General features: G+C 40.1%; 20 protein-coding genes, 1 tRNA gene and 6 pseudogenes. 12 read left to right on the top strand and 15 right to left on the bottom strand.

All coding sequences use genetic code 11. From position 1 onward, the window contains the following. Nucleotides 1-38: 38 nt before the first annotated feature. The 3 genes from atpA to KA717_01805 all read left to right on the top strand — a co-directional run bounded on the left by atpA (nucleotide 39) and on the right by KA717_01805 (nucleotide 3,127). Complete coding sequence (gene atpA / locus KA717_01815; protein UXE61719.1) at nucleotides 39-1,547, top strand: F0F1 ATP synthase subunit alpha; 1,509 nt, start codon at nucleotides 39-41, stop codon at nucleotides 1,545-1,547. A 210-nt stretch (nucleotides 1,548-1,757) separates the two neighbouring features. After that, a complete protein-coding gene (locus KA717_01810) occupies nucleotides 1,758-2,702 on the top strand; it encodes a F0F1 ATP synthase subunit gamma (protein ID UXE61718.1) in 945 nt (314 codons plus the stop codon). A gap of 149 nt (nucleotides 2,703-2,851) precedes the next feature. Next, complete coding sequence (locus KA717_01805; protein ID UXE61717.1) at nucleotides 2,852-3,127, top strand: hypothetical protein; 276 nt, start codon at nucleotides 2,852-2,854, stop codon at nucleotides 3,125-3,127. Between the two features lie 100 nt (nucleotides 3,128-3,227). Here KA717_01805 and KA717_01800 read toward each other — a convergent pair. Beyond that, a tRNA-Gly gene (locus KA717_01800) sits at nucleotides 3,228-3,298 on the bottom strand. Between the two features lie 150 nt (nucleotides 3,299-3,448). On the opposite strand from KA717_01800, the gene panB reads away from it, so the two are divergent. From panB to sppA, 4 genes are all read left to right on the top strand, one after another. After that, on the top strand, nucleotides 3,449-4,225 hold the full coding sequence (panB, locus tag KA717_01795; GenBank protein ID UXE61716.1) for a 3-methyl-2-oxobutanoate hydroxymethyltransferase: 777 nt from the start codon (nucleotides 3,449-3,451) through the stop codon (nucleotides 4,223-4,225). A gap of 8 nt (nucleotides 4,226-4,233) precedes the next feature. Next, on the top strand, nucleotides 4,234-4,494 hold the full coding sequence (locus tag KA717_01790; protein UXE61715.1) for a MoaD/ThiS family protein: 261 nt from the start codon (nucleotides 4,234-4,236) through the stop codon (nucleotides 4,492-4,494). An 80-nt stretch (nucleotides 4,495-4,574) separates the two neighbouring features. Then, the gene (pyrR, locus tag KA717_01785; GenBank protein UXE61714.1) at nucleotides 4,575-5,108 is read left to right on the top strand and encodes a bifunctional pyr operon transcriptional regulator/uracil phosphoribosyltransferase PyrR; all 534 of its coding nucleotides are present in this window, start codon (nucleotides 4,575-4,577) and stop codon (nucleotides 5,106-5,108) included. After that, the gene (gene sppA / locus KA717_01780; GenBank protein ID UXE61713.1) at nucleotides 5,105-6,910 is read left to right on the top strand and encodes a signal peptide peptidase SppA; all 1,806 of its coding nucleotides are present in this window, start codon (nucleotides 5,105-5,107) and stop codon (nucleotides 6,908-6,910) included. The genes pyrR and sppA overlap by 4 nt, the downstream gene beginning before the upstream one ends. Nucleotides 6,911-8,019: 1,109 nt before the next feature. Here sppA and KA717_01775 read toward each other — a convergent pair. The 7 genes and pseudogenes from KA717_01775 to KA717_01745 all read right to left on the bottom strand — a co-directional run bounded on the left by KA717_01775 (nucleotide 8,020) and on the right by KA717_01745 (nucleotide 13,974). After that, a pseudogene (locus tag KA717_01775) lies at nucleotides 8,020-8,256 on the bottom strand (transposase). Between the two features lie 290 nt (nucleotides 8,257-8,546). Further along, nucleotides 8,547-9,884 (bottom strand): annotated as a pseudogene (locus tag KA717_01770) (IS5 family transposase). Nucleotides 9,885-9,986: 102 nt separating this feature from the next. Further along, nucleotides 9,987-10,271, bottom strand: a complete 285-nt coding sequence (locus KA717_01765) for a hypothetical protein (GenBank protein ID UXE61712.1) — start codon at nucleotides 10,269-10,271, stop codon at nucleotides 9,987-9,989. A 79-nt stretch (nucleotides 10,272-10,350) separates the two neighbouring features. Continuing rightward, nucleotides 10,351-11,676, bottom strand: a complete 1,326-nt coding sequence (locus KA717_01760; protein UXE64524.1) for an IS4 family transposase — start codon at nucleotides 11,674-11,676, stop codon at nucleotides 10,351-10,353. Nucleotides 11,677-11,746: 70 nt separating this feature from the next. Beyond that, nucleotides 11,747-12,250 (bottom strand): helix-turn-helix domain-containing protein, encoded by a 504-nt coding sequence (locus tag KA717_01755; protein UXE61711.1) that lies wholly within the window; start codon nucleotides 12,248-12,250, stop codon nucleotides 11,747-11,749. A 121-nt stretch (nucleotides 12,251-12,371) separates the two neighbouring features. Further along, a pseudogene (locus KA717_01750) lies at nucleotides 12,372-13,653 on the bottom strand (ISKra4 family transposase). A gap of 69 nt (nucleotides 13,654-13,722) precedes the next feature. Further along, a pseudogene (locus KA717_01745) lies at nucleotides 13,723-13,974 on the bottom strand (transposase family protein). 471 nt (nucleotides 13,975-14,445) lie between these two features. Here KA717_01745 and KA717_01740 point away from each other — a divergent pair. Continuing rightward, the gene (locus KA717_01740) at nucleotides 14,446-14,958 is read left to right on the top strand and encodes a hypothetical protein (protein UXE61710.1); all 513 of its coding nucleotides are present in this window, start codon (nucleotides 14,446-14,448) and stop codon (nucleotides 14,956-14,958) included. Nucleotides 14,959-14,990: 32 nt separating this feature from the next. Here the strand turns inward: KA717_01740 and KA717_01735 are convergent, their stop codons facing one another. After that, on the bottom strand, nucleotides 14,991-15,143 hold the full coding sequence (locus KA717_01735; protein UXE61709.1) for a hypothetical protein: 153 nt from the start codon (nucleotides 15,141-15,143) through the stop codon (nucleotides 14,991-14,993). A gap of 275 nt (nucleotides 15,144-15,418) precedes the next feature. Beyond that, a pseudogene (locus tag KA717_01730) lies at nucleotides 15,419-16,435 on the bottom strand (IS5 family transposase). Nucleotides 16,436-16,637: 202 nt separating this feature from the next. On the opposite strand from KA717_01730, the gene KA717_01725 reads away from it, so the two are divergent. Together KA717_01725 and KA717_01720 are read left to right on the top strand one after the other, a co-directional pair. Continuing rightward, entirely contained in the window at nucleotides 16,638-16,832 is a 195-nt protein-coding gene (locus KA717_01725) for a transposase (GenBank protein UXE61708.1), read from the top strand. Between the two features lie 17 nt (nucleotides 16,833-16,849). Continuing rightward, nucleotides 16,850-18,025, top strand: coding sequence for an IS4 family transposase (locus tag KA717_01720; protein UXE61707.1), 1,176 nt, complete (start codon nucleotides 16,850-16,852; stop codon nucleotides 18,023-18,025). A gap of 54 nt (nucleotides 18,026-18,079) precedes the next feature. On the opposite strand, the pseudogene KA717_01715 reads toward KA717_01720, so the two are convergent. The 4 genes and pseudogenes from KA717_01715 to KA717_01700 all read right to left on the bottom strand — a co-directional run bounded on the left by KA717_01715 (nucleotide 18,080) and on the right by KA717_01700 (nucleotide 21,110). After that, a pseudogene (locus KA717_01715) lies at nucleotides 18,080-18,367 on the bottom strand (transposase). 102 nt (nucleotides 18,368-18,469) lie between these two features. Next, nucleotides 18,470-18,919, bottom strand: a complete 450-nt coding sequence (locus KA717_01710; GenBank protein UXE61706.1) for a hypothetical protein — start codon at nucleotides 18,917-18,919, stop codon at nucleotides 18,470-18,472. 391 nt (nucleotides 18,920-19,310) lie between these two features. Then, nucleotides 19,311-20,501: an ISAs1 family transposase gene (locus KA717_01705; protein ID UXE61705.1), complete on the bottom strand. Its 1,191-nt coding sequence runs from the start codon at nucleotides 20,499-20,501 to the stop codon at nucleotides 19,311-19,313. A gap of 72 nt (nucleotides 20,502-20,573) precedes the next feature. Then, nucleotides 20,574-21,110 (bottom strand): hypothetical protein, encoded by a 537-nt coding sequence (locus KA717_01700; protein ID UXE61704.1) that lies wholly within the window; start codon nucleotides 21,108-21,110, stop codon nucleotides 20,574-20,576. A gap of 345 nt (nucleotides 21,111-21,455) precedes the next feature. On the opposite strand from KA717_01700, the gene KA717_01695 reads away from it, so the two are divergent. Together KA717_01695 and KA717_01690 are read left to right on the top strand one after the other, a co-directional pair. Next, complete coding sequence (locus tag KA717_01695; protein UXE61703.1) at nucleotides 21,456-21,740, top strand: helix-turn-helix domain-containing protein; 285 nt, start codon at nucleotides 21,456-21,458, stop codon at nucleotides 21,738-21,740. A gap of 128 nt (nucleotides 21,741-21,868) precedes the next feature. After that, on the top strand, nucleotides 21,869-22,510 hold the full coding sequence (locus KA717_01690) for a hypothetical protein (protein UXE61702.1): 642 nt from the start codon (nucleotides 21,869-21,871) through the stop codon (nucleotides 22,508-22,510). Here the strand turns inward: KA717_01690 and KA717_01685 are convergent. After that, a complete protein-coding gene (locus KA717_01685; protein ID UXE61701.1) occupies nucleotides 22,484-23,563 on the bottom strand; it encodes an IS1 family transposase in 1,080 nt (359 codons plus the stop codon). The genes KA717_01690 and KA717_01685 overlap by 27 nt on opposite strands. Nucleotides 23,564-23,585: the final 22 nt, after the last annotated feature.

Raw genomic sequence — 23,585 nt, 5'->3', positions numbered from 1 at the left:
GCTTTTTTTTGCACTAACTTCAACGGAAACAATTGACTATGGTAAGCATCAGACCTGACGAAATCAGTAGTATTATTCGCCAACAAATTGAATCCTATTCCCAGGATGTTCAAGTTTCTAATGTTGGTACAGTTCTCCAGGTAGGGGACGGCACGGCTCGTATTTATGGTTTAGAACAGGTCATGTCCCAGGAATTACTGGAATTTGAAGATGGAACCATCGGTATTGCCCTTAACCTCGAAGAAGATAATGTCGGGGCTGTATTAATGGGTGATGGTTTTGGGATTCAGGAAGGAAGTACCGTTAAAACCACTGGCCGTATTGCTCAGATTCCTATTGGCCAAGCAATGATTGGTCGGGTAGTGGATGCTTTGGCTCGTCCTATTGACGGTAAAGGCCCCATTGCTACCACTGAAACCCGTTTAATTGAATCCCCTGCTCCTGGTATCGTGGCCCGTAAATCGGTATGTGAACCGATGCAAACTGGGATTACTGCTATTGATGCCATGATTCCCATCGGTCGGGGTCAACGGGAATTAATCATTGGCGATCGCAAAACGGGTAAAACCGCGATCGCGATCGATACCATCATTAACCAGAAGTCTGAAGATGTTGTCTGTGTTTATGTGGCGATCGGTCAAAAAGCCTCTACCGTTGCGCAGGTGATTGATACCCTGACGGAAAAAGGCGCGATGGACTACACCATTGTGGTTGCGGCTAATGCTAACGCTCCTGCGACTCTGCAATATTTAGCACCCTATACTGGCGCGACCTTAGCTGAGTACTTTATGTATCAGGGCAAACACACCCTGGTAATTTACGATGACTTGTCCAAACAAGCTCAAGCCTATCGTCAGATGTCCCTGTTACTACGTCGCCCACCCGGACGGGAAGCCTATCCTGGAGATGTGTTCTACGTTCACTCTCGTTTGTTAGAACGGGCAGCTAAACTGAGTGATGCTCTCGGTGGCGGTAGTATGACCGCTTTACCCGTAATTGAAACCCAAGCAGGTGACGTTTCGGCTTATATTCCTACCAACGTAATTTCTATTACCGACGGTCAAATTTTCTTAACCACTGATCTGTTTAACTCTGGGTTCCGTCCTGCGATTAACGCCGGGATTTCGGTAAGTCGGGTTGGTTCTGCCGCTCAAACCAAAGCGATGAAAAAAGTGGCAGGGAAATTGAAGTTAGAGTTAGCACAATTCGCTGAATTAGAAGCCTTTTCTCAATTTGCTTCTGATTTGGATGCAGCAACTCAAGCCCAATTAGCTCGTGGTCAACGTCTCCGTCAAATCTTGAAACAGCCTCAAAATTCGCCTTTAGGGGTATGGGAACAGGTGGCGATTTCCTACGCTGGTTTGAATGGTTATATTGATAAGATTCCCGTTGAAAAGGCCTATGCTTTTGCGGAAGGTTTACGGGAATATTTGAAAGCCAACAAACCCAAGTATGTGGAAATTCTGGTTAAGGATAAGTCCCTGACCGATGAAGCAGAAACCCTGCTTAAAGAAGGTATCAATGAGTTTTCCCAGGCTTTTGCTTAATAGTTGATTCCTGATTTCCCCTTTAAGTTTGATCCCCCCAACCCCCCTTAAAAAGGGTTTGATCCCCCCAACCCCCCTTAAAAAGGGGGGCTAAGAATGGAGTTTTATCTCTGTAAAAAAAGGGGGGCTAGAGACTGGGGAGAATTTTAAAGAATGGGGAAATAAATAATTGTCAACTATCAATTATCCATTATCAACTATTAACTAACTATGCCTAACTTAAAAGCGATTCGCGATCGCATCCAGTCGGTCAAAAATACGAAAAAAATTACAGAAGCCATGCGTCTGGTGGCAGCGGCCAAGGTACGTCGCGCCCAGGAACAGGTCTTAGCCACTCGTCCCTTTGCTGATGCCTTAGCGGAAGTTCTCTATAACTTGCAAAGTCGTCTTGCCTTCAGTGAAAGCACTTCTCCCCTGTTTGAACAACGGGAAGTGAAATCCGTGGCTTTGTTGGTCGTATCCGGCGATCGGGGTTTATGCGGTGGTTACAATACTAATGTTATCCGTCGAGCCGAACAACGAGCCAAGGAATTACAAGCCCAGGGAATTGAAGCCAAGTTGGTTTTAGTGGGACGTAAAGCCACTCAATATTTTGAACGTCGCAATGCCAATGTTGCGACCTCTTACATGAACCTTAACCAAATTCCCACTGCTGCGGAAGCTGCTCAAATTGCGGATGAACTTGTTTCACTATTTTTAGCGGAATCGGTGGATAAAGTGGAGTTGGTCTATACCCGTTTCATGTCGCTGATTAGTTCTCAACCTGTTATTCAAACGCTTTTTCCTCTAAGCACTCAAGGCATGGAAGCTAAAGATGATGAAGTATTTCGATTAATCACCAGAGGCGGTAAATTCCAAGTGGAACGGGAAAAAGTAGCGGCGGAAGTGACAACTTTCCCCCAAGATATGATTTTTGAGCAAGATCCTGTTCAAATTCTGGATGCTTTGTTGCCTTTGTACAATACTAACCAATTACTAAGAGCGTTACAAGAATCTGCGGCTAGTGAATTAGCAGCTCGGATGACGGCTATGAGTAATGCGAGTGAGAATGCGGGTCAGTTAGTAGGAACTTTAACCCTTTCCTATAACAAGGCTCGTCAGGCGGCGATTACGCAAGAATTGTTAGAGGTGGTAGCGGGTTCTAATGCACTCTAATAGTTTTTGAATTTATTGATTTATAATTCAGGGGAGTATCGCTTTAGTTAGCGGCTCCCTATTTTTGTAAAGGCCTATACGTTTCGCGTTGGCTAACGCTATGCAGGATTCAGTCAAATCTTATGATAGAAAGGCTTGTGTTTAGTGGAATGGGTACCTTGGCTACCGATATACTACTAAATTCGCTCCGAAAACTTAGCAAAAAGTATTCTATTGATGTTAAGTATGTTCTGAGCGAAAAAATTGAAGCTGAATTTCAAAAATGCCTTGATATTGCTATCAAAGCCTTCCTAGAATTTGTTTACAAAAATGCAGATTTGCAAGAAGCACAGCAAAAGATAATTTTTGAATATCTAAAATCATCGGTCGTCACTGAAGAAATTTGGCATTTGCTTGACCCAGGTTCAGAGATTTTCTTGCTGTAAAATTTTCGTTGATTACATCTGACGCGAGCTCGAAAGCCCTATCGTACCGTTTCACAGGATAATCTATCAACGAATTATTTACAGGTAAGGGAAATTCAAGAGCGGGCGGGGGGAATCGAACCCCCATCATTAGCTTGGAAGGCTAAGGTTTTACCACTAAACTACGCCCGCAACACATAAGCTTTAACTAGAATAACATAGGCAAGAAAAAAAAGCTACCCCTTTTTTACGCTACATTGGAGGCGGGATTAACCGATTGGACTGTACACAGGACTATCCTCATACAGTTGGAACGCGAATTCAGATCTTCTTATATTAACCATGCCCATTACCCCCAATCATCTCCTAGATCGCAAAAAACAACAATTGCCAATTGTGGTACTGACTGCCTGGGACTACGCGATCGCCGAATTGTTGGATCAGGCGGGAGTCGATATTGTGCTAGTGGGGGATTCTCTGGCGATGGTTGCCCTGGGCCATGAAACGACCTTACCCATTACCCTAGATGCCATGATTCACCATGCCGCAGCCGTTAAGCGAGGTGTTAAACAGGCAATGGTGGTCTGTGACCTTCCTTTTTTGAGCTACCAAGAAAGTATTAGTCAAGCCATTCATTCTGCTGGTCGAGTCTTAAAGGAAACAGGTGCTCAGGCCGTGAAATTAGAAGGCGGTCATCCTCGCCTATTAGAAACAGTTGATCGTCTTACAGAAATTGGCATTCCCGTTATGGGTCATGTGGGGTTAACGCCTCAGTCTGTCCATCAGTTAGGATATAAACAACAGGGTAAAACCGATCTGGCTGCTGAACGTATCTTATCAGAGGCGATCGCCTTAGCTGAGGCAGGGGTATTTGCCATTGTCTTAGAGCATATTCCGGCAAGTTTGGCCGCTAGAATTACGGAACGTCTATTCATTCCCACCATTGGCATTGGTGCCGGCCCCCACTGTGATGGCCAGGTATTAGTCACGGCTGATTTATTAGGGCTGTCTGCCAAAAATCCCCCCTTTGCCAAGCCCTATCTAGACTTACGGCAACTGATTGGCAAAACGGTGCAAGACTTTAGCCAGGATGTTCGCTCACACCAATTTCCAACTTAATACACTTCATGACTGAATCCCAGATAACCATTACCCTGAAATTATTTGCAGCTTACCAAGAGGCCTATGGACAGGTTGAACTGAGCCGCACTTTTGACCAGGGAACGGCGATCTCGGCTGTGCTAGACCAGATTCTTAAGGAAAAACCCGAACTGGAACAATGGCGTACTGTCACCCGTTTTGCCTGTAATTGCCAATTTGTGGAAGGCGATCGGTTACTCAAGGATGGAGATGAAGTGGTATTGATCCCCCCCGTGAGTGGTGGTTAAGGATGACTCCCCCAAGGGTTTTGGCCGGAGAACACCGTAAATCGCTACACTAGACATCTAGCTCCTGTTGTGGGTACATTATGGCAACGCAAGTGATCGAAATTCTCTCAGCAGAAGAAATTCGACGAACCCTGACCCGATTAGCCTCCCAATTGATCGAAAAATCGGGGGATTTGTCCGAATTAGTGTTATTGGGTATTTACACTCGCGGTGTTCCCCTGGCCCATCTCATTGCTCAACAGGTGGAAATGCTAGAGCAGATTAAAGTGCCGGTCGGGGCGATCGATGTCACCTTTTATCGAGATGATTTGGATCGCATTAAAACCCGAACTCCCGCAAAAACAAAAATTCCGATTAATCTCACGGGTAAACGGGTCGTTTTAGTGGATGATGTCATTTACAAAGGACGAACAATTCGTGCTGCTCTCAATGCGGTTACAGAATATGGCAGACCTCAAGTTATTCGCTTGTTAACGTTAGTGGATCGAGGTCATCGAGAATTACCGATTCATCCCGATTTTGTGGGCAAAAAATTACCGACGGCGGCGGAAGAACAGGTTAAAGTTTACCTACAAGAATTGGACGGTCGGGATGCAGTGGAGTTAATTAAATGAATCGATTTATCAAACAAATACTAGCTAGTTTTATTGGCACGATCGCCGCTCTATTGATGACCGTAACAGTGGGAGCCAGTGCCTTAGTTTTGTTACTATTACTGTTAAGTCAAGATAGTAGCCCCGTTGTCAAAGAAAAAACCGTTTTAATTTTTGATTTAGCCACCCAAATTCAAGATACAGAATCCACTCCGTCTTTTAATCAAATTCTCAGTCAAGAATCCCAATCCACTCTTAGCCTACGTCAAGTTTTAGAAACGATTCAGAAAGCCAGCAAAGATGATCGCATTGTGGCCATTTTTCTGGACGGTCGTCAGGGCGGAGGAGCCAGTGGTTATGCCAGCCTGACGGAAATTCGAGAAGCTTTACAACGTTTCCGACAAACGGGGAAAACAATCATTGCCTACGGTGTGGATTGGCGCGAACCCGATTACTTTTTAGCCTCGATCGCCGATGAAATTTTAGAGAATCCCATTGGCACGGTGGAAATTAATGGTTTGGGAACCGAACCACTCTTTTATGGGGCCGCTTTAGCTAAATATGGTATTGGAGTTCAAGCAGTACGGGTGGGAAATTTTAAATCGGCAGTTGAACCCTTTACCCGTCAAGATCTGAGTCCCCAGAATCGACAACAGTTAGAATCCTTACTGGGTGGGGTTTGGCAGACCTATATAGAAACGGTGGCGACCAGTCGTTCTCTCACTGCTTCTGACCTCCAGGCGATCGCCGATTACCAGGGTCTGCTCTCAGCCCAAAAGGCCCAAAAAGCGAAATTAATCGATAAAGTCGTTTATTGGGATCAGGTGGTTGATCAACTTAAAAGCCTGAGCAAAGTGGATGAAGATGAGGAAAAATCTTTTCGACAAATTAGCCTTAATGATTATGTTTCTGTGCCAGTCAAAGCCTTTCCAGTGAGACGATCTGATCAAAAAATTGCCGTGCTTTATATTGACGGTACGATTGTCAATGGCGCAGGTTCCTTGGATTCAGTAGGCGGCGATCGCTTTGTGAAACTGATTCGTAAAATTCGAGCTGATCAAGACATTAAAGCAGTGGTTGTACGGATTAATAGCCCAGGGGGAAGCGCAACAGCCTCCGATTTAATTTGGCGAGAAGTACAGTTATTAAAAGCCAAGAAACCCGTTGTCATTTCCATGGGCAATGTTGCGGCCTCTGGCGGTTATTGGATTGCTACGGGTGGACAACATATCTTTGCTGAACCGACCACAATTACTGGCTCAATTGGGGTTTTTAGCTTGCTTTTTAATGTTGAAACCATCGGCAATCGTTTTGGTTTAACCTGGGATCAAGTCCAAACTTCAAAACTGGCCAATCTAGGCTCTGGTATTCGTCCTAAAAGTGCAGCCGAATTAGCGATTTTTCAGCAAGCGGTTAATCAGATCTATGACCTTTTTCTCGATAAGGTTTCCCAGTCCAGAGGTTTATCTAAAGCCAAGGTAGCTGAAATTGCTCAAGGACGAGTTTGGACAGGGGCAGAAGCTAAAAAGATTGGTCTAGTTGATGACCTTGGGGGACTAGAGCAAGCCATTACCTATGCTGCTAATCAAACCAATCTCGGAGATAACTGGGAACTAGATGAATATCCGCGTCAAAAAAGCTTAGAGACGGCTATCCTAGAAAGTCTGTTTAAGTTACAAATTCAGTCTCAAATCCCTAAGGTTCAAACCGATCCCTTGACGCAAAAATGGCAGGATTTCCGGGCGGAATTGACCAGTTTACAAACACTCAATGATCCCAAAGGCATTTATGCTCGCCTACCCTTTAATTGGAAATGGCATTAAATGGCGTTCAATTGTTTGATCTGTTATCTGATCGGCGATCGTCGTAAAATAGCCGTCAGGGCAAAAGCATCTTATCCGAGCAAAACCCACATTCCGTACCAATTAGAAGAAAATAAATAATTTACACGCTATATACAGGCATCATTAGCCATCATAACACTAGATATAGACGGAGAAGGAAAGACTATAGTAGTGCGTTTATCAGTGCTTTTGTGCTGAATAAAGAGGCGTACTTTTGTTGATCAGCAGATTGTGATTCCTGAAACCTTTGTGGGGAAGCACTTCTGCTAATCTAGGGCTTGCTGAATAAGGATGAAATCCTTGCTAGACAATACTTTCAGGCATTTTACAAACGATCAGATGCAAGGTTATGGCATTTGGAGGCTCAAAATCCATGCACTTTGCTGGAAAAATGTGGGGTAAAACTGGAAACTGATCTCTGAAGTCACCATTTTTCGCGCCCTGTGGCATCTAGGTTCGTTTTGTGGACTTTTTCAGCAAGCCCTAATCTAGTGGTCTGTCAATCTTGAAATGAGGGGCTACAAAAACCCGTAAGTCTATTTTGGCAAGGCTTTGAGAATCTAGCAACCCATCAAAATAAAGTTGACGTGCCACTAGACTTGTTCGTATTAATTAAAATTCTTGTTGCCAAGTACGGAATGTGGGTTTAAATATTCTGCTTTTATTCCTTTCCCCATTAGATGTTCTTAGGAGTTACGCATTGTCAAAAAAGAAGAAATGTGCTAGACGGCGAAGAGAAAGGCATATTGTCATGATGCTCAAGAATAAACTGGCGAATAACAGGAACAAATAACTGGCGTGAAATTTGGTAAAGGTTATCGATTAAGTCATTGATTCGCAGAGTCTGCAACTTGGGTGCTATTCGTTTAGTTCAAAAGTAAGTAAACTGTCTTTTCACCTTGAAAATACGACAACTTATGTGGAACTAGTAGTCCAAGGCGTAAGTTTGGGTGCTATAAAATTTAAGCAGCCAAAACCTTCCCCCGATACGTCCATCGAAAGGGCTTCGCCATAGTGCGGTTAAAATAGTCGATGAATTCAAGAATTTGCGTTCTTAAATCATCTTGACTGAGAAAATTTCCTCGTTTCAGTAACTTACGCATTAAAATACCAAACCAAATCTCAATTTGATTGAGCCATGAACAATGCTTCGGTGTGAAGTGAAAAACAATTCGATGATTGGGGTCACTGAGAAAAGTTGCTCTACTCGCCATTGATTGAAGGATGCCACTCTTGCCCTTCTCTCCTAATTCAAGATTAAGTCCCTCAAATTCTGCTACATAGCGAACCAAAGATTCTGACTGATGGGTATTTAGGCAATCCATGCTCAAGTGCCATTTTGCTACATCAGGGCTGGTGGCAATGGTTTTTTGGATATGGCTTAAATAGGGCTTGCTGAAAAAGTCAAAAAACGAAAGAAATGTGGGTTAGGGAAGTATGGACTGAAAAAGCATAGATAACTTATCCTTATGGAAACAAATCAAAATACAGATTTTGTTTAATCTATTGTTCCTTTCTGTCTAAAAAGGTCAACACAAATCACTCCTCACAAAAGAGAGGAAAATTAACACCATTTTTCACAAGAAAAACGACTCTACAACTTTTTACTTTTTGTCTTCTGAAGTAGAGTAGAAAGATTCATTACCAAAAAGTTCATCGCAATTACCGTTTCCGAGGTCTCAGGTAGTTTGGCCATCACTCGACCAAGACTAAATTTCCTCTTTCCCTGTCCGAATTTACCCTCAATGGCATTACGCACTCTTTCATCTGAGCGTGCCTCTTTCTTTTTTTCTTTGCTCACCTCTTTCGGCGGTCTTCCCAATCGGGGACCACTCATTCTTATATCCCTTTCTTTACAATAAGCTCGATTCGCTTTTGTTCGATAGATTTTATCCACATGAACCGATTCCGGATAACATCCTGTTTCCCTTTTATATTCTTCTATTCGCGCTTGTAAATCTCCCGATTCGTTGTAATTATCCCAACTTAATTTGTCTAAGAAGACAAAGCCATTCACATTACTTGCCGATATTTTAGCTCCAAACTCTACTGCTTTTCCCGCTTTTCCACGCACTATTGGACGCACGTGAGGTTGGCTTACACTCACAATTCTGTTTTCTACTTTATTTGTCTTTTTTTCATACATTTCTAACTGTTGCTCATACACTTTTCCTATCGTTACAAGCTCTTCTTGCTCTTTTTTCGTTAGTTTTTCTAACTTTGCTCCCTCTTCTATCATTTTTTCTATATCAGACAAGTTTCTTTTTATATATCCTAGTTGTTTTTTTGTTCCTTTTCTTCTTTCTTTTTTTGACACACGACGTTTTTTTGCTATGGCTAAGTACTCTTTTCTTGCCACTTCCCTATAAGTCCTCGGCTTTTCTTTCCTTTTCTCTTTTATTTCTTCATACAGCTTATCTATTATTTTTTCTGTTTTTTCTCTTGCATCATTCAATATTCCTATATCCGTTGGATATTTTATATCTGCTGGTGTACAAGTCGCATCTAACAATAACTTTCCTTCATTTTCTTTTTTTTCTGACGCTACACCCGTCGCTTTTTTTTCTATTTCTTTATTAATTTTATTTATTAATTCCATTCCTATTTTTTTACGAAAATGAACCATCATTGACGCATTAAATGCTTCTTTGCTACTATAGCTTTCCATTCCTATAAAGTACTGTAAATAAGGGTTTTCTTTTATTTGTTCTACTGTTTCTCTGTCACTTTTTCCTGAAATTTCTTTGATAATTAATGCTCCTAATGCCATTCTAAATGATTTGGCTGGGGCTCCTTTTTTTTCTGTGAAGTTTTTTGCATATTCTTCCTCATATTCTTCCCAGGGAATCATTTTTGACATTTCTATCCAACGATTTTCTTCGTCTAACTGCCCGCCGAACAGATTTTTCAAGTTTTCTGGTGTTTCAATTGAGTACTGTTGCTTTCGGTACATCTGCTTTCTCTCTTCTTAATGCAATGGTTTTGAGGCATTCTACCCTATTTTCGTGCATTCTAGCGGTTCTTAATTCGCCTACTATTTTTCTCCGTAAAGGTTTCAGCTTTTTTCAGCAAGCCCTAAATAGTCTACCTCTGTGCGAGTATTTCCGACTGTAGAGCAGATTACTTGACCCTTGGCCACATCAAAACTCGCTATTAACGTTTGAGTGCCGTGACGAATATATTCAAATTCTCGACCTTGAATCTTCCCCTGAGATATCGGAAGGTCTGGTGCTTTCCGCTCTAATGCTTGAATTCCCGTCATTTCATCTAGAGAAATAGTCTTTTCTCCCTTTTCCTCTCCTAAAATTGCACTCTCATAGGCTTGGCAGATATCATTCACTTTTTCCCAAAAATTTGGGTCAGGGGGGGGGGATTCAGCCAGTATCCTGACTGATGGGGTTTAATATCTGCCATCCGTGTCAACTTAAAGGAATGGGTTCCCAAATTTGTTGATTGAGAGCGGCCTTTTCTCGATGTCGCTTTCTCTCAGCTTTGACCAAACCAAATAACTTAGCACGTTCAGCCAGATAGGTTACTGTATCAGGCTTTTCTCCTCTAGCAATAGCCTTCGCTACATAGTATAGACTCCGAAACACCATCTCTACTGAGATTTTTTCTTTCGGTTGATTTAGAGCAATCGCCACTTCCCCTACCAATTGATTTAAGACCGTATAGAAAATCAAAGTGCAAATAATCTGGATTTGGACACCATTCTTATTACCTACCCATAAATAGGCTAGTCCTAAAAGTCTTTTCGTTAATAAAAAGGCTTCTTCGATTGTCCATCGTCTTCGATATAAATCACAGACCTCTTCGGCGGACAGTTGTTCGGGAGACAACACATTTGTTAAATACTGATACCAGATTGTTCCCCATAATACTGAGACTAATCTCACCGGATGCTTGCAAGGATTAGAACGGTAATTTCCCATAATGATAATCTCATCTCTGTAATGACTACCTTGAGACAATACTTGTTTGGTTTTGTAAGATGTACCCGCTCTAAATCTGGTTAGAAAAAACTTTTTAGCTTCTGTTAACAAATCAAACCACACAAAGCTAAAAAATCCCATATCTACGAGAATTAAACCATTTTCTGGTAATTTAGCTGCCAATTCTTTACACCATATTTTATCATTTGATTTATCATTTTCTGTGTACCATAAAGTAACGGGTCTTTGGGTAAAGGCTTCCACTACCATCATTATTTTACCCCCCAATTTACTCTTTTCTTCTTTACTTATTTTCATATTTTTCCTTATCTGCTCTAGCGTTGAGCCATCTGCTATCCACACTGCACTAAACTTTTCTCTTATTTTTTCCCATTTTTCTCCTACTTGGAGCTTCTTCCCTTTTTCGGCTGCTTTTTCTAACACTCCTTTTAGTAATATTGCAAATATTTCGGCTGGCACATTCATCATTCTTTTTGATACTGCCTGTTTGCTTACTTTTAATGATGCTACCCATAGCAATCCCTCTTCCTCTAACAGTCTTACCGCTTCACTTATACCCGCTATTTGACGATACACTATACTTAACACTAATGCCACCATTACTGGTAAATTTAATACCCTATCTCTCATCATTTTCTCATGAGTTCCCTGTAAATATTTTAATGGTGTAAACATTGTGGGTTCTAGTAATTCAAACAACTCTTTTGTTATTTCAGGGATTTCTACCCCTGGCTGATTTGTCTTACGACGTAAGTCTGGGTTTCCTTTTCTCCGAGGATGTTGTCTTGCCATTTGTTTTTTGCTCACTTTTTTATATACTAACCTTTTTTTCAGCCTACTCTTACTTCCGCCTGCTTTTAGGCTAATCTTTTGTGAGTAGGCATTTTGGCTTAAGTTGACACCAATGAATATCTGCTTCTTCCCATAATCTTCCTACCTGTCGAGGAGATATACTTTCCACTATTCCTTGCTTTACTAATTCCTCTGCTAATTCTCGTCCTGTCCAGTGACTTATCGGACGCTCATAATTCTTTGGGTCATCACAGGCTAATTTGAACAACTTCAAAATTTGTTCGCGTTTAAACTTGGCGGGTGCTCCACTACGTTCAGCATCTTTGATTCTTTCTGTTATTTCTATTTCACTTTTCTGTCCTGCTATCCATCTTTCTCTCCATTGACTTGCCATTTTTCGGCTGATTTTTAATTTTCTAGCAATTTCTCGATTATTTTCTCCCTCATCTGCCAGAAGCACTATTTTTGCCCTTAAGGCAATTTGCTGCTCTGTTGTATGACGATTTATCAGTTTTTCTAGATGTTCTCGTTCTTTTGCTTCCAACTTTAACTCTTTGGGGGCTAATCGGGGCATGACTTTTTCTCCTATATACCTATATTTATCTTTTTATCGGTTGCCTAATAATAGTATCTTAACTTACGCCTTAGACTACTAGCAAATGGGTGCGACCTTTAGTTGATAAAAGCTGTTGTAATCAGGGTTCTACAGGGAACCCATATTGATCAAGTTTTGCCCAAAATTGACTCCATCGTTCCTTGGTCAATACCAAAGCTCGTAGGCTCAAAATAATTCCTGCTCCTTTTTCCTTCCATCGCATTCCTGAACAACATAATCGTTGTTTGACCAACGTCTTACAAGCTGCTTCCGTAACACCTGAACCAATCGGATACTTTTTCTCTAAGTATTCAGCATAATCCATTTGATGCTGATGATTCTCGTAATAAGTAATCGCCGCTTGTAGTTTCTCGGTAAGATTCTTAGAATGACTTTTTTCTTCTTTGACTTCTTTCATCAGATTTAGCAGTTCTCCTGCTTTTCCTTTTTCATGCTTGAGTTCTCGACAATTTTCAGTCAACCATTCTTTTTGTTTTGACACGGTATTCGGATGCAACGCTTCTGCCAACGCTCCTAAGTAACCAGAGGCATGATAGAAATCTAATATCTGTTCTTCCGTCTGCTTTTCTAAAAACTTCCAATTTGATTCTGCCCCGTCTGCTATACCGACAAATTTTGCCTCTGGATAACGGTTTTTCGCTCGCTCAATTTCTCTTTCCAATCTTTCTAGAAAACTCTTTTTTCCGTACTCTGGTGCCGCACCTAGATAGATTGTCTGTTGACGTTCTCCCTCACTATCGTATAGGGAAACGGTTCCCACCATTGCTTCACGGTAGCCATCCTCACACATCAGCATACAGGTTCCATCTAATCCTATTCCCACTGTTGCAATTTGGCTATCCTCCTTGGGCGGGGCATAACTCCACGCTTCTTCTTTTGCCTGTACCACACTTCCTACTGCTTCACTCAATCTTTGGATATAGGATAGCGCTACTTTTCTACCATGATTTTCTAATAAATCATTTTTCACCTCTTTGCCTGCCATCCCTGACATTTTTGAGGATACCTGTTTTGCCAATAATGGCGTTGATGTTATGATTATCCTTGCTTCTCTTTCTAAGGGGCAATACGTTTTTCCTCAAAGGTGAACGCTGATATACATGACGATTCACTATAACCTCACCATAAGGTGTTTGATATTCTTTCGGTTGCTCTCCCTTACTCTTCCAGATTTCTTCACCGATTTTTAAGGGTGAACCATCTGTATCTAAATATTTCAAGGCTTCTTTGCTGGCGATGCAACCTACTTCGTTTAAGCCTTTTTGAATATTTATTTCTGTATCCAACATTGAACGACTGAGTTCTAATGTTAGTTCTATTTTTATCTTTGAACCCTCTACATTAATTAGTTTTGCTGTCATCATTGTTTCCTCTTTGTCACTTTTCATCTCATGTTAACACTTTTCTTTTCCTTCATCAACTAAAGGTCACACCCTAGCAAATACACGCGCAAACGTATCGTGGAAGGGGATGCCATTCGGCAATTCCAAAATTTTTTTTAGCCATTGATGTTTAGCCTTGCCGAAACTTTCCATGGCTACCCAACCTTCTGCTCCACAAATGACGGCTAAGATGGCAATCGTTAGAATATCAATGAGTTTATGCCGTTTTGTTCGTTCGATGCGAGGGTCATCTATTTCGGCAAAGTGTTCTACCAGTCTATATTTGGGTCGGAGTTTCATCGCTTTTGTTTTCTATGCACTTTCCCTTATTTTCCCTTATCCATCCCTCTATAATGTTCTTGCATCTGTATCATTTTGGTCGCGTTCGCCCTGGCTCTGTAAAGCTTATACCATAAGCTTTATGTCATACCTCACTAAACTGCAAACTGCTATAACTTAAAATTGGATTATGCTAGTGCTAAATTTTTTTTATATTTTGTAATAATTTCTGTTAAGATTGCGATCTTTACTAGGTTAAAAGTTATATCATGACTGATGAACATTAATATGGGGGTAAAAATAGCTCAGTGTTATTAGTCATGATTTACGCAGAGCCTAGAGTCATAGTGTTTTAAATACATCGAAGGACTCTACCTATAGAGTTTTTGCCCTAAAAATAAAAAAAGGTCTTTTGCGTAAGTCCTGATTAGTTGGATTTTACAGACATTGACAACTAAATTAATAGTATGGTCTAATAAAGGAGGTAACATGATGTCAGAAAAACAGTCTAGTGAAGAAGAAATAAAGGCTGGTGATATTTTGAAGGCCGTGCAAAAAATTCAAAAGGCTACAGTGAAACTTGCCAAACAAGACGAAACTTTGCAGGAAATCTGTAATGAGATAAAAAACTCAGAATCACAAAAAGGTTGTGATTTCGTTGCCATACAGTTGATTCAACGAGATCAGAATGTTATTGGGACAGTTAGCGGCACTAACTGGAGTGGTATCGCAAAACATTATCTTGACGTTGATCCAAAATTAAGAGACATTCAAGCAGATATTGTCAAAACTGGTCAGATGGAGATCATTGCTGGCTGGGATGCTCGGTTTGATGAGTGGATCTACAAGAAATACGAACATTTTCGACTTGCTCGTATTTTTATGCCTATCATCATTGTCAAAGACAGTGAAAGTGAAAATGCTCATAGTATTGAAAATTGGGATGAGCCTAAAGATTGGATGGATTTTGTTGATTATGACTGGTTTGGCACTGGTATCGTCTAGCTAGAAGCTACAAAGGTTGCAATACGAGAGGTTCAAGAAATCAGGCGAATTTGGAGTAAGTCCTCCCAAGTTAACCCTTTTTCAATTATACCGAGAGCTACAGCAGGAACTTCTCTAGTCGTAAAATGGCTGCAAACAAAGTTATGAACCATCCAGAAAATATCTAGGACTCGCTGTAATCCCACAACAGATTTAGCATAAGTATTTGTACGACGACGAAAGGCAGCTAAATAGGGCTTGCTGAAAAAGTCAAAAAACGAAAGAAATGTGGGTTAGGGAAGTATGGACTGAAAAAGCATAGATAACTTATCCTTATGGAAACAAATCAAAATACAGATTTTGTTTAATCTATTGTTCCTTTCTGTCTAAAAAGGTCAACACAAATCACTCCTCACAAAAGAGAGGAAAATTAACACCATTTTTCACAAGAAAAACGACTCTACAACTTTTTACTTTTTGTCTTCTGAAGTAGAGTAGAAAGATTCATTACCAAAAAGTTCATCGCAATTACCGTTTCCGAGGTCTCAGGTAGTTTGGCCATCACTCGACCAAGACTAAATTTCCTCTTTCCCTGTCCGAATTTACCCTCAATGGCATTACGCACTCTTTCATCTGAGCGTGCCTCTTTCTTTTTTTCTTTGCTCACCTCTTTCGGCGGTCTTCCCAATCGGGGACCACTCATTCTTATATCCCTTTCTTTACAATAAGCTCGATTCGCTTTTGTTCGATAGATTTTATCCACATGAACCGATTCCGGATAACATCCTGTTTCCCTTTTATATTCTTCTATTCGCGCTTGTAAATCTCCCGATTCGTTGTAATTATCCCAACTTAATTTGTCTAAGAAGACAAAGCCATTCACATTACTTGCCGATATTTTAGCTCCAAACTCTACTGCTTTTCCCGCTTTTCCACGCACTATTGGACGCACGTGAGGTTGGCTTACACTCACAATTCTGTTTTCTACTTTATTTGTCTTTTTTTCATACATTTCTAACTGTTGCTCATACACTTTTCCTATCGTTACAAGCTCTTCTTGCTCTTTTTTCGTTAGTTTTTCTAACTTTGCTCCCTCTTCTATCATTTTTTCTATATCAGACAAGTTTCTTTTTATATATCCTAGTTGTTTTTTTGTTCCTTTTCTTCTTTCTTTTTTTGACACACGACGTTTTTTTGCTATGGCTAAGTACTCTTTTCTTGCCACTTCCCTATAAGTCCTCGGCTTTTCTTTCCTTTTCTCTTTTATTTCTTCATACAGCTTATCTATTATTTTTTCTGTTTTTTCTCTGGCATCATTCAATATTCCTATATCCGTTGGATATTTTATATCTGCTGGTGTACAAGTCGCATCTAACAATAACTTTCCTTCATTTTCTTTTTTTTCTGACGCTACACCCGTCGCTTTTTTTTCTATTTCTTTATTAATTTTATTTATTAATTCCATTCCTATTTTTTTACGAAAATGAACCATCATTGACCTGACTTTTCCCGTTAAGTCCAAAATCCAGCAATGCAAACTTCTAGAGGCTTTATCTGGCAAGGGTTTGAGTAATGATTCTCTTGACAGGAAAAAAATATTCTGAAGCCATCATCCCGCTTATCGTTCAAATTTCAAAAACAAAGGATGAAGGGAGTATGAGACTGTAAAATGGAGAAAATCTTAAAGGGCAGGTCAAAAAATGTTGGAATGGTGGACAAAAAACTTTGCCAGTTGTGAATTGGGAGACGAGAGGCTAAACAATCGTGCCTTCTCGATTGGGAAAAAGTTAAGTGAGGGGTTTGGAAAAGCCTTATCAGAAGTGTTTAAGGGAGGAAACGAGTTAAAGAGGGCCTATGAATTTTTGGGAATCCGAAAACAGACTTTGTCAAGATAATAGAGCCGCACTGTGAAATGACAACTGCCGCCGTAGAAGAATATAAGATAATGCTATCAGTCGGAGATACGACCTTCTTAGATTATCGCAATATCAAGGAAAAAAGGGAAGGGTATGGGCCGACTGGAAAAGGAGGGAATGGATTAATACTGCATAGTGCTTTAGCAATTGAGCCAGAAAAAGGACAAGTATTAGGTTTATTATGGCAAAAACTGTGGAATAGGGAGGTAAAAGAAAAGCCCCCAACAGATGAAACGGCGAAGCAGAAAAAAGAAAGACAGAAAGAACAAAGAAAAGCAGCTCGTCAAAGACCATTTGAGGAAAAAGAATCCTACAAATGGGTAGAGGCTCTAAACACCTGTGAGAAACAGGTAGAAAGTTCAACGAGGGTAATTCATGTATTTGACAGAGAAGGAGATGTTTCAGAAGTCTTTGACTCAGTGCGTCAACTCAAGCATACAGGAGTGCTGGTCAGAGCGTCTCATAATCGTAGTTTAGACAAAAATAGTGAACGACTTTGGCAACATTTGGAATCAGAACCGATTCGTTTTCATCAAGAAATCGAGATTCCGAGTACAGGAAAAAGAAAAGCACGGAAGGTTAAGCTTGCCGTCCGATTTTGCTCAGTTAATCTACGAACTCCCTATCGTTTTGATAATCGTGACCCGTTGAATGTCTATGCTGTTTATGCGACAGAAATCGATTGTCCCGAAGGCGAAACTCCTTTATCTTGGATGCTTCTGACTACAGAAGTTGTTGAGACTATTGAGATGGCTGTCACTATTCTTCGTTGGTACACCTACCGATGGCGGGTTGAAGAATTTCATAAAGTCCTTAAGTCTGGTTGTCAGAGTGAGCGTTATCGACTTGCCTCTGATGGAATGAAAACTCTTTTGGGTTTTTTAAGTGTCATTGCTGTTGAACTTTTACACGTTACTTATCTTCATCGTACCCAGCCCGATGCTCTCGCGATTGAAATTCTTAATCCTCTTCAACTTCAGGTGTTAAAAGCAGCCGCCTCTCAAAAACTTCCCCCTATTTTGACTGTTGCTTGGGCTGTCGAGTCTGTTGCTTTTCTTGGTGGTTATCTTGAACATCGTCGTAAAACTCCTCTCGGTATCCAAGTCCTTTGGCGCGGTTGGTTGAAGTTGCATGACCTTTGCCAAGGCTGGCAGCTTGCAATCCGCACTTAACGGGAAAAGTCAGATCATTGACGCATTAAATGCTTCTTTGCTACTATAGCTTTCCATTCCTATAAAGTACTGTAAATAAGGGTTCTCTTTTATTTGTTCTACTGTTTCTCTGTCACTTTTTCCTGAAATTTCTTTGATAATTAATGCTCCTAATGCCATTCTAAATGATTTGGCTGGGGCTCCTTTTTTTTCTGTGAAGTTTTTTGCATATTCTTCCTCATATTCTTCCCAAAGAATCATTTTTGACATTTCTATCCAACGATTTTCTTCGTCTAACTGCCCGCCGAACAGATTTTTCAAGTTTTCTGGTGTTTCAATTGAGTACTGTTGCTTTCGGTACATCTGCTTTCTCTCTTCTTAATGCAATGGTTTTGAGGCATTCTACCCTATTTTCGTGCATTCTAGCGGTTCTTAATTCGCCTACTATTTTTCTCCGTAAAGGTTTCAGCTTTTTTCAGCAAGCCCTAAATAGCGTCGGATAGCACTATTAAATGCTTCAACGTGGTTGGCATGGACGTCCTTTTCTTCTGGTTTTTCTGTTGTCTCTGGATGTTCTGGTTTCGAAGTTTCTACTTTCTTTAGTTTACCCTCAGAATCTCGACGTTTACTACTCTTATTTTTTAGTCTTACTACAAGACCCTTCGGTAATACTTTGGTGGGACGACCTCGCTTTCCAGTCCTTAATACTTCGTGACAAATATTAAATAGCAGTTGACTATATCGCTTTTCTCCATCTGTAAATAACTGGAGAGATTCTGCACTCCTTTCAAATAATTCCGCTACCGTCATCATTGCTTCTAGAAATAATTTCTGCTCTTTTCGACCACATTTTAAATGCCAAATAAAGCGGCTAGCCCTGTCCATGAGAACGATTGTCCACCAGGGTAATCGCATATTAGTAGAGTGGAATCAAAAAAGAAATCTAGCTTAAAAATAGACTATATCAAAAACTAAAAAGAGAAGAAAATCAACTTAAACTCTAAAAGATTAAGTAATTTCGCTAATTCATAATTGTTGGTGTCAATATTTTGCCAATCCTCCTATTTGGGGCTTGCTGAATAAGGATGAAATCCTTGCTAGACAATACTTTCAGGCATTTTACAAACGATCAGATGCAAGGTTATGGCATTTGGAGGCTCAAAATCCATGCACTTTGCTGGAAAAATGTGAGGTAAAACTGGAAACTGAGCTCTGAAGTCACCATTTTTCGCGCCCTGTGGCATCTAGGTTCGTTTTGTGGACTTTTTCAGCAAGCCCTATTTGAAGCTAAATATACTCATGAATATCACTCCCGTGAACTAGCTGCTAAAACCTGTAGAAGAAAATTGTTGTCCATCGCCGCCAAATAACGCTTCATCTTCAAGCTTTTTTGAGATGGCTCATGTTTAAGCAAATTAATACTTAAACGACGGAGCAAGCCCAAATTATCAGCCGCATTACCTTGACGCACTCGACTCGCATCCTCATTAAAAGTGACATCTAAAACCCAATGCAGACTATTTTCAATACTCCAGTGAGAACGAATCACATGGCTATGACGTTCGGCATCCGTAGGAAGACTGCTAATATAATAGCGAAACGTCTCTGTTGTTTTATGACCGAATTGAGTTTTACTTTTAACCATCACAGCAGTTGCTAAACCGACCCACTGATTTTGGCGATGCAATGCGGAAAGCTGATTGATTGACACTGTCCAGACTTGACGAGTTTCTAAACGGTAATGTCCTTTTTCTGTCTTCTCATGATAACTGTATTCAATTCCTTGCCAGTTCTGAGCGACCGCTTGTTTAAACCAATCCCTAACTTGTTTATTAAGTTTGCCCTGATTTCCTTTGAGAGCCAATACATAGTCACCTTCACCTTGCTTTATTTGTTTTGCGATTTCTGTCTGCGTTCCCATTGCATCTAGGGTTACTACTGCCCCCTTGATGTTAAGTAACTTCAGTAACAAGGGGACTGCTTTTATTTCATTAGATTTACTATCTACTTTCTTTTGCGCTAACATCAGTCCCCGCTCACTACTCCACGCACTTATGCTGTGTAACGCATTTAGTCCTTTTTCCCTATCATAAGAACCTCTTTTCGTTTTTCCATCTATCTGTATCAGCTCTATGTCCATTTTCTCCGTTAGACTGCTTATCCAGCTCAGAAAACTTTTTTCTAGTTCTTCTGTTTCCAACATTCCAAATACTCTTCCAAAGGTATCGTGAGAGGGAATTCCCTTTGGTAACTCTAGAAACATTTCTAGCCATTCTCGTTTGGCTTTGCCATAGGCTTCAATTGCTACAAAGCCATCTGCCCCTGACAATACTGCCAATATTCCTATGGTGACAATTGCTGTTAAGTTATGGTCTTGCCTTCTCCCTGTTCTCGGTTCTTTTAGGCACTGAAAATGTTTCAGTAGGCTTCTTTTGATAATTTTGACTTCTTTTTCTTGTTGTGGGGTTAGAACTCTTGCGCCGAAGCCTTTTGCCATCTTTGACCTCACTCACTTACTTTTTTTAAATAATAGCCTTTTCTTCTCTTAGATGACTGCTTCTTTTTTACACTATATTTCTCTCTTTTTGTCTGTATTTTTTGTAACAAATAAGATGCGATTACCCTGGATTGTCCACCCCTCAGAGGCACTTGCTTCTTTATTTTTTCCAACTTTTGTGTATAGTTCATCCCCTTCTATTACTAATTTAACAAATTCATTCACTAAGGCGTATAAAAATAATGTCTCTTGTAATCCTGATAATTTCTTTTCCCAATTCAATATTGTTGTTTTCGCGTAGCCGAATACTCGGGCTGCTGCATTTAATCCTATTCCTTCCATTCTGGCTTTTAATACTTTTACAATTTCACTTAATGGGGTTTCTAAGCCAGCGATTACGCTACCATAAGTCTCAGCAAAACAAGAACTACATTCTTGACAAATGAACATTTTACGTTCCCCGTTACCTTTCGTTTGATAATGAGAATGTATTTTTACTTTTTCACTATAGCAATGAGGACAGTTTTTCTTGAATAAGGCATCCTCTTTCTCTTGGCACAAGCCAACATCATTCAGGATTTCCATAGAGCTTTTCTTTAATATTGACATTGTTTTCTGTTTCCTTCTTCTTTGATATAATGACAATAATAATAGTATAATAAAAACGAGCCGATGTCTAGTCTTAAACTATTTTTCTGTTTTCTCAAAGCCTTACACCATAACTTTTTCCAACTTTGAGCAGACGATACCAGTGCCACTGGTTTCAATCTGAAAAAAAAAGTGACTCTAAGCAGGAAGCACGATGTACTATCTTAACTATAGTAAAGCAACTGTCCAACGTCCAGACACAAATCATTGGCACAGTAGAGGTCGCATATCGTAATCCCGAAAGTCCAATAAGCTGTCATCACTCTAAGTGGATATAAGGTAGAATATATAGACTTACTTTTTTGTATGACTATGCTGACGTTAAACTTCTTAGACCAAAAGACCAAGAAAGAGCTACAAAAAGCCCTTAAAACGGAAGAGCACGCAGTTACAAGAGAGAGAATATTGATTATGTTACTGAGAAATGAAGGAAAAACGTATGATGAAATATCAGGATTATTAGAATGTTGCAAACGACAAGTGTGGTACTGGTGTAATAATGGAAATCCGAAAGAGATAGAAAGCTTAAGAGACAAAAGAAAAAAAGGAAATCACAGAAAAGTAACAGAAGAAGGTACTGGTATCGTGTGATCAAAGCTAGAAAAAGTTATGGTGTAAGAGTTTGAGAAAATAGAAAATAACTTACGACTGGACATATTCCCGTTTTTGTTATACTATTATTATTGTCATTATATTAAAGAAAGGGAAAACGGAAAGCAATGTCAACATTGAATAAAAGCTCAATTGACCTCCTAAGTGATATTGGCTTACCTCAAGAGAAAGAGGAAGCCTTATTTCAGAAAAACTGCCCTCATTGCTATAGTGAAAAAGTAAAAATACATTCTCATTACCAAACGAAAGGTAACGGGGAACGTAAAATGTTCATCTGTCAAGAATGTGGTTCTTGTTTTGCTGAGACTTATGGTAGCGTAATCGCTGGCTTAGAAACCCCATTAAGTGAAATTGTAAAAGTATTAAAAGCCAGAATGGAAGGAATAGGATTAAATGCAGCAGCCCGAGTATTCGGCTACGCAAAAACAACAATATTGAATTGGGAAAAGAAATTATCAGGATTACAAGAGACATTATTTTTATACGCCTTAGTGAATGAATTTGTTAAATTAGTAATAGAAGGGGATGAACTATACACAAAAGTTGGAAAAAATAAAGAAGCAAGTGCCTCTGAGGGGTGGACAATCGTGCTCATGGACAGGGCTAGCCGCTTTATTTGGCATTTAAAATGTGGTAAAAAAGAGCAGAAATTATTTCTAGAAGCAATGATGAGGCACTGGTATCGTCTAGCTAGAAGCTATAAACGTTGCAATACAAGAGGTTCAACAAATCAGGCGAATTTGGAGTAAGTCCTCCCAAGTTAACCCTTTTTGAATTATACCGAGAGCTACCGCAGGAACTTTTTTCGTCGTAAAATGGCTGCGAACAAAGTTATGAACCATCCAGAAAATATCTAGCACTCGCTGTAATCCCACAACAGATTTAGCATAAGTATTTGTTCGACGACGAAAGGCGGCTAAATAGCGTCGTAGAGAACTATTAAATGCCTCAACGTGGTTGGCATGAACATCCTTGTCTTCTGGTTTTTCTGTTGTCTCAGGATGTTCAGTTTTCGGAGTTTCTACTTTCTCTAGTTTACCCTCAGAATCTCGACGTTTACTACTCTTATTTTTTAATCTTACCACCATACCCTTCGGTAATACTTTGGTGGGACGACCTCGCTTCCCAGTCCTTAATACTTCGTGACAAATATTAAATAGCAGTTGACTATATCGCTTTTCTCCATCTGTAAATAACTGGAGAGATTCTGCACTCCTTTCAAATAATTCCGCTACCGTCATCATTGCTTCTAGAAATAATTTCTGCTCTTTTTTACCACATTTTAAATGCCAAATAAAGCGGCTAGCCCTGTCCATGAGCACGATTGTCCACCCCTCAGAGGCACTTGCTTCTTTATTTTTTCCAACTTTTGTGTATAGTTCATCCCCTTCTATTACTAATTTAACAAATTCATTCACTAAGGCGTATAAAAATAATGTCTCTTGTAATCCTGATAATTTCTTTTCCCAATTCAATATTGTTGTTTTTGCGTAGCCGAATACTCGGGCTGCTGCATTTAATCCTATTCCTTCCATTCTGGCTTTTAATACTTTTACAATTTCACTTAATGGGGTTTCTAAGCCAGCGATTACGCTACCATAAGTCTCAGCAAAACAAGAACCACATTCTTGACAGATGAACATTTTACGTTCCCCGTTACCTTTCGTTTGGTAATGAGAATGTATTTTTACTTTTTCACTATAGCAATGAGGGCAGTTTTTCTGAAATAAGGCTTCCTCTTTCTCTTGAGGTAAGCCAATATCACTTAGGAGGTCAATTGAGCTTTTATTCAATGTTGACATTGCTTTCCGTTTTCCCTTTCTT

Origin of the sequence: Woronichinia naegeliana WA131 (genome assembly GCA_025370055.1) — a bacterium.
Classification (GTDB): domain Bacteria; phylum Cyanobacteriota; class Cyanobacteriia; order Cyanobacteriales; family Microcystaceae; genus Woronichinia; species Woronichinia naegeliana.
Note: the sequence above shows the minus strand (reverse complement) of the source record. Positions and strands in the feature narration are given on the sequence as shown.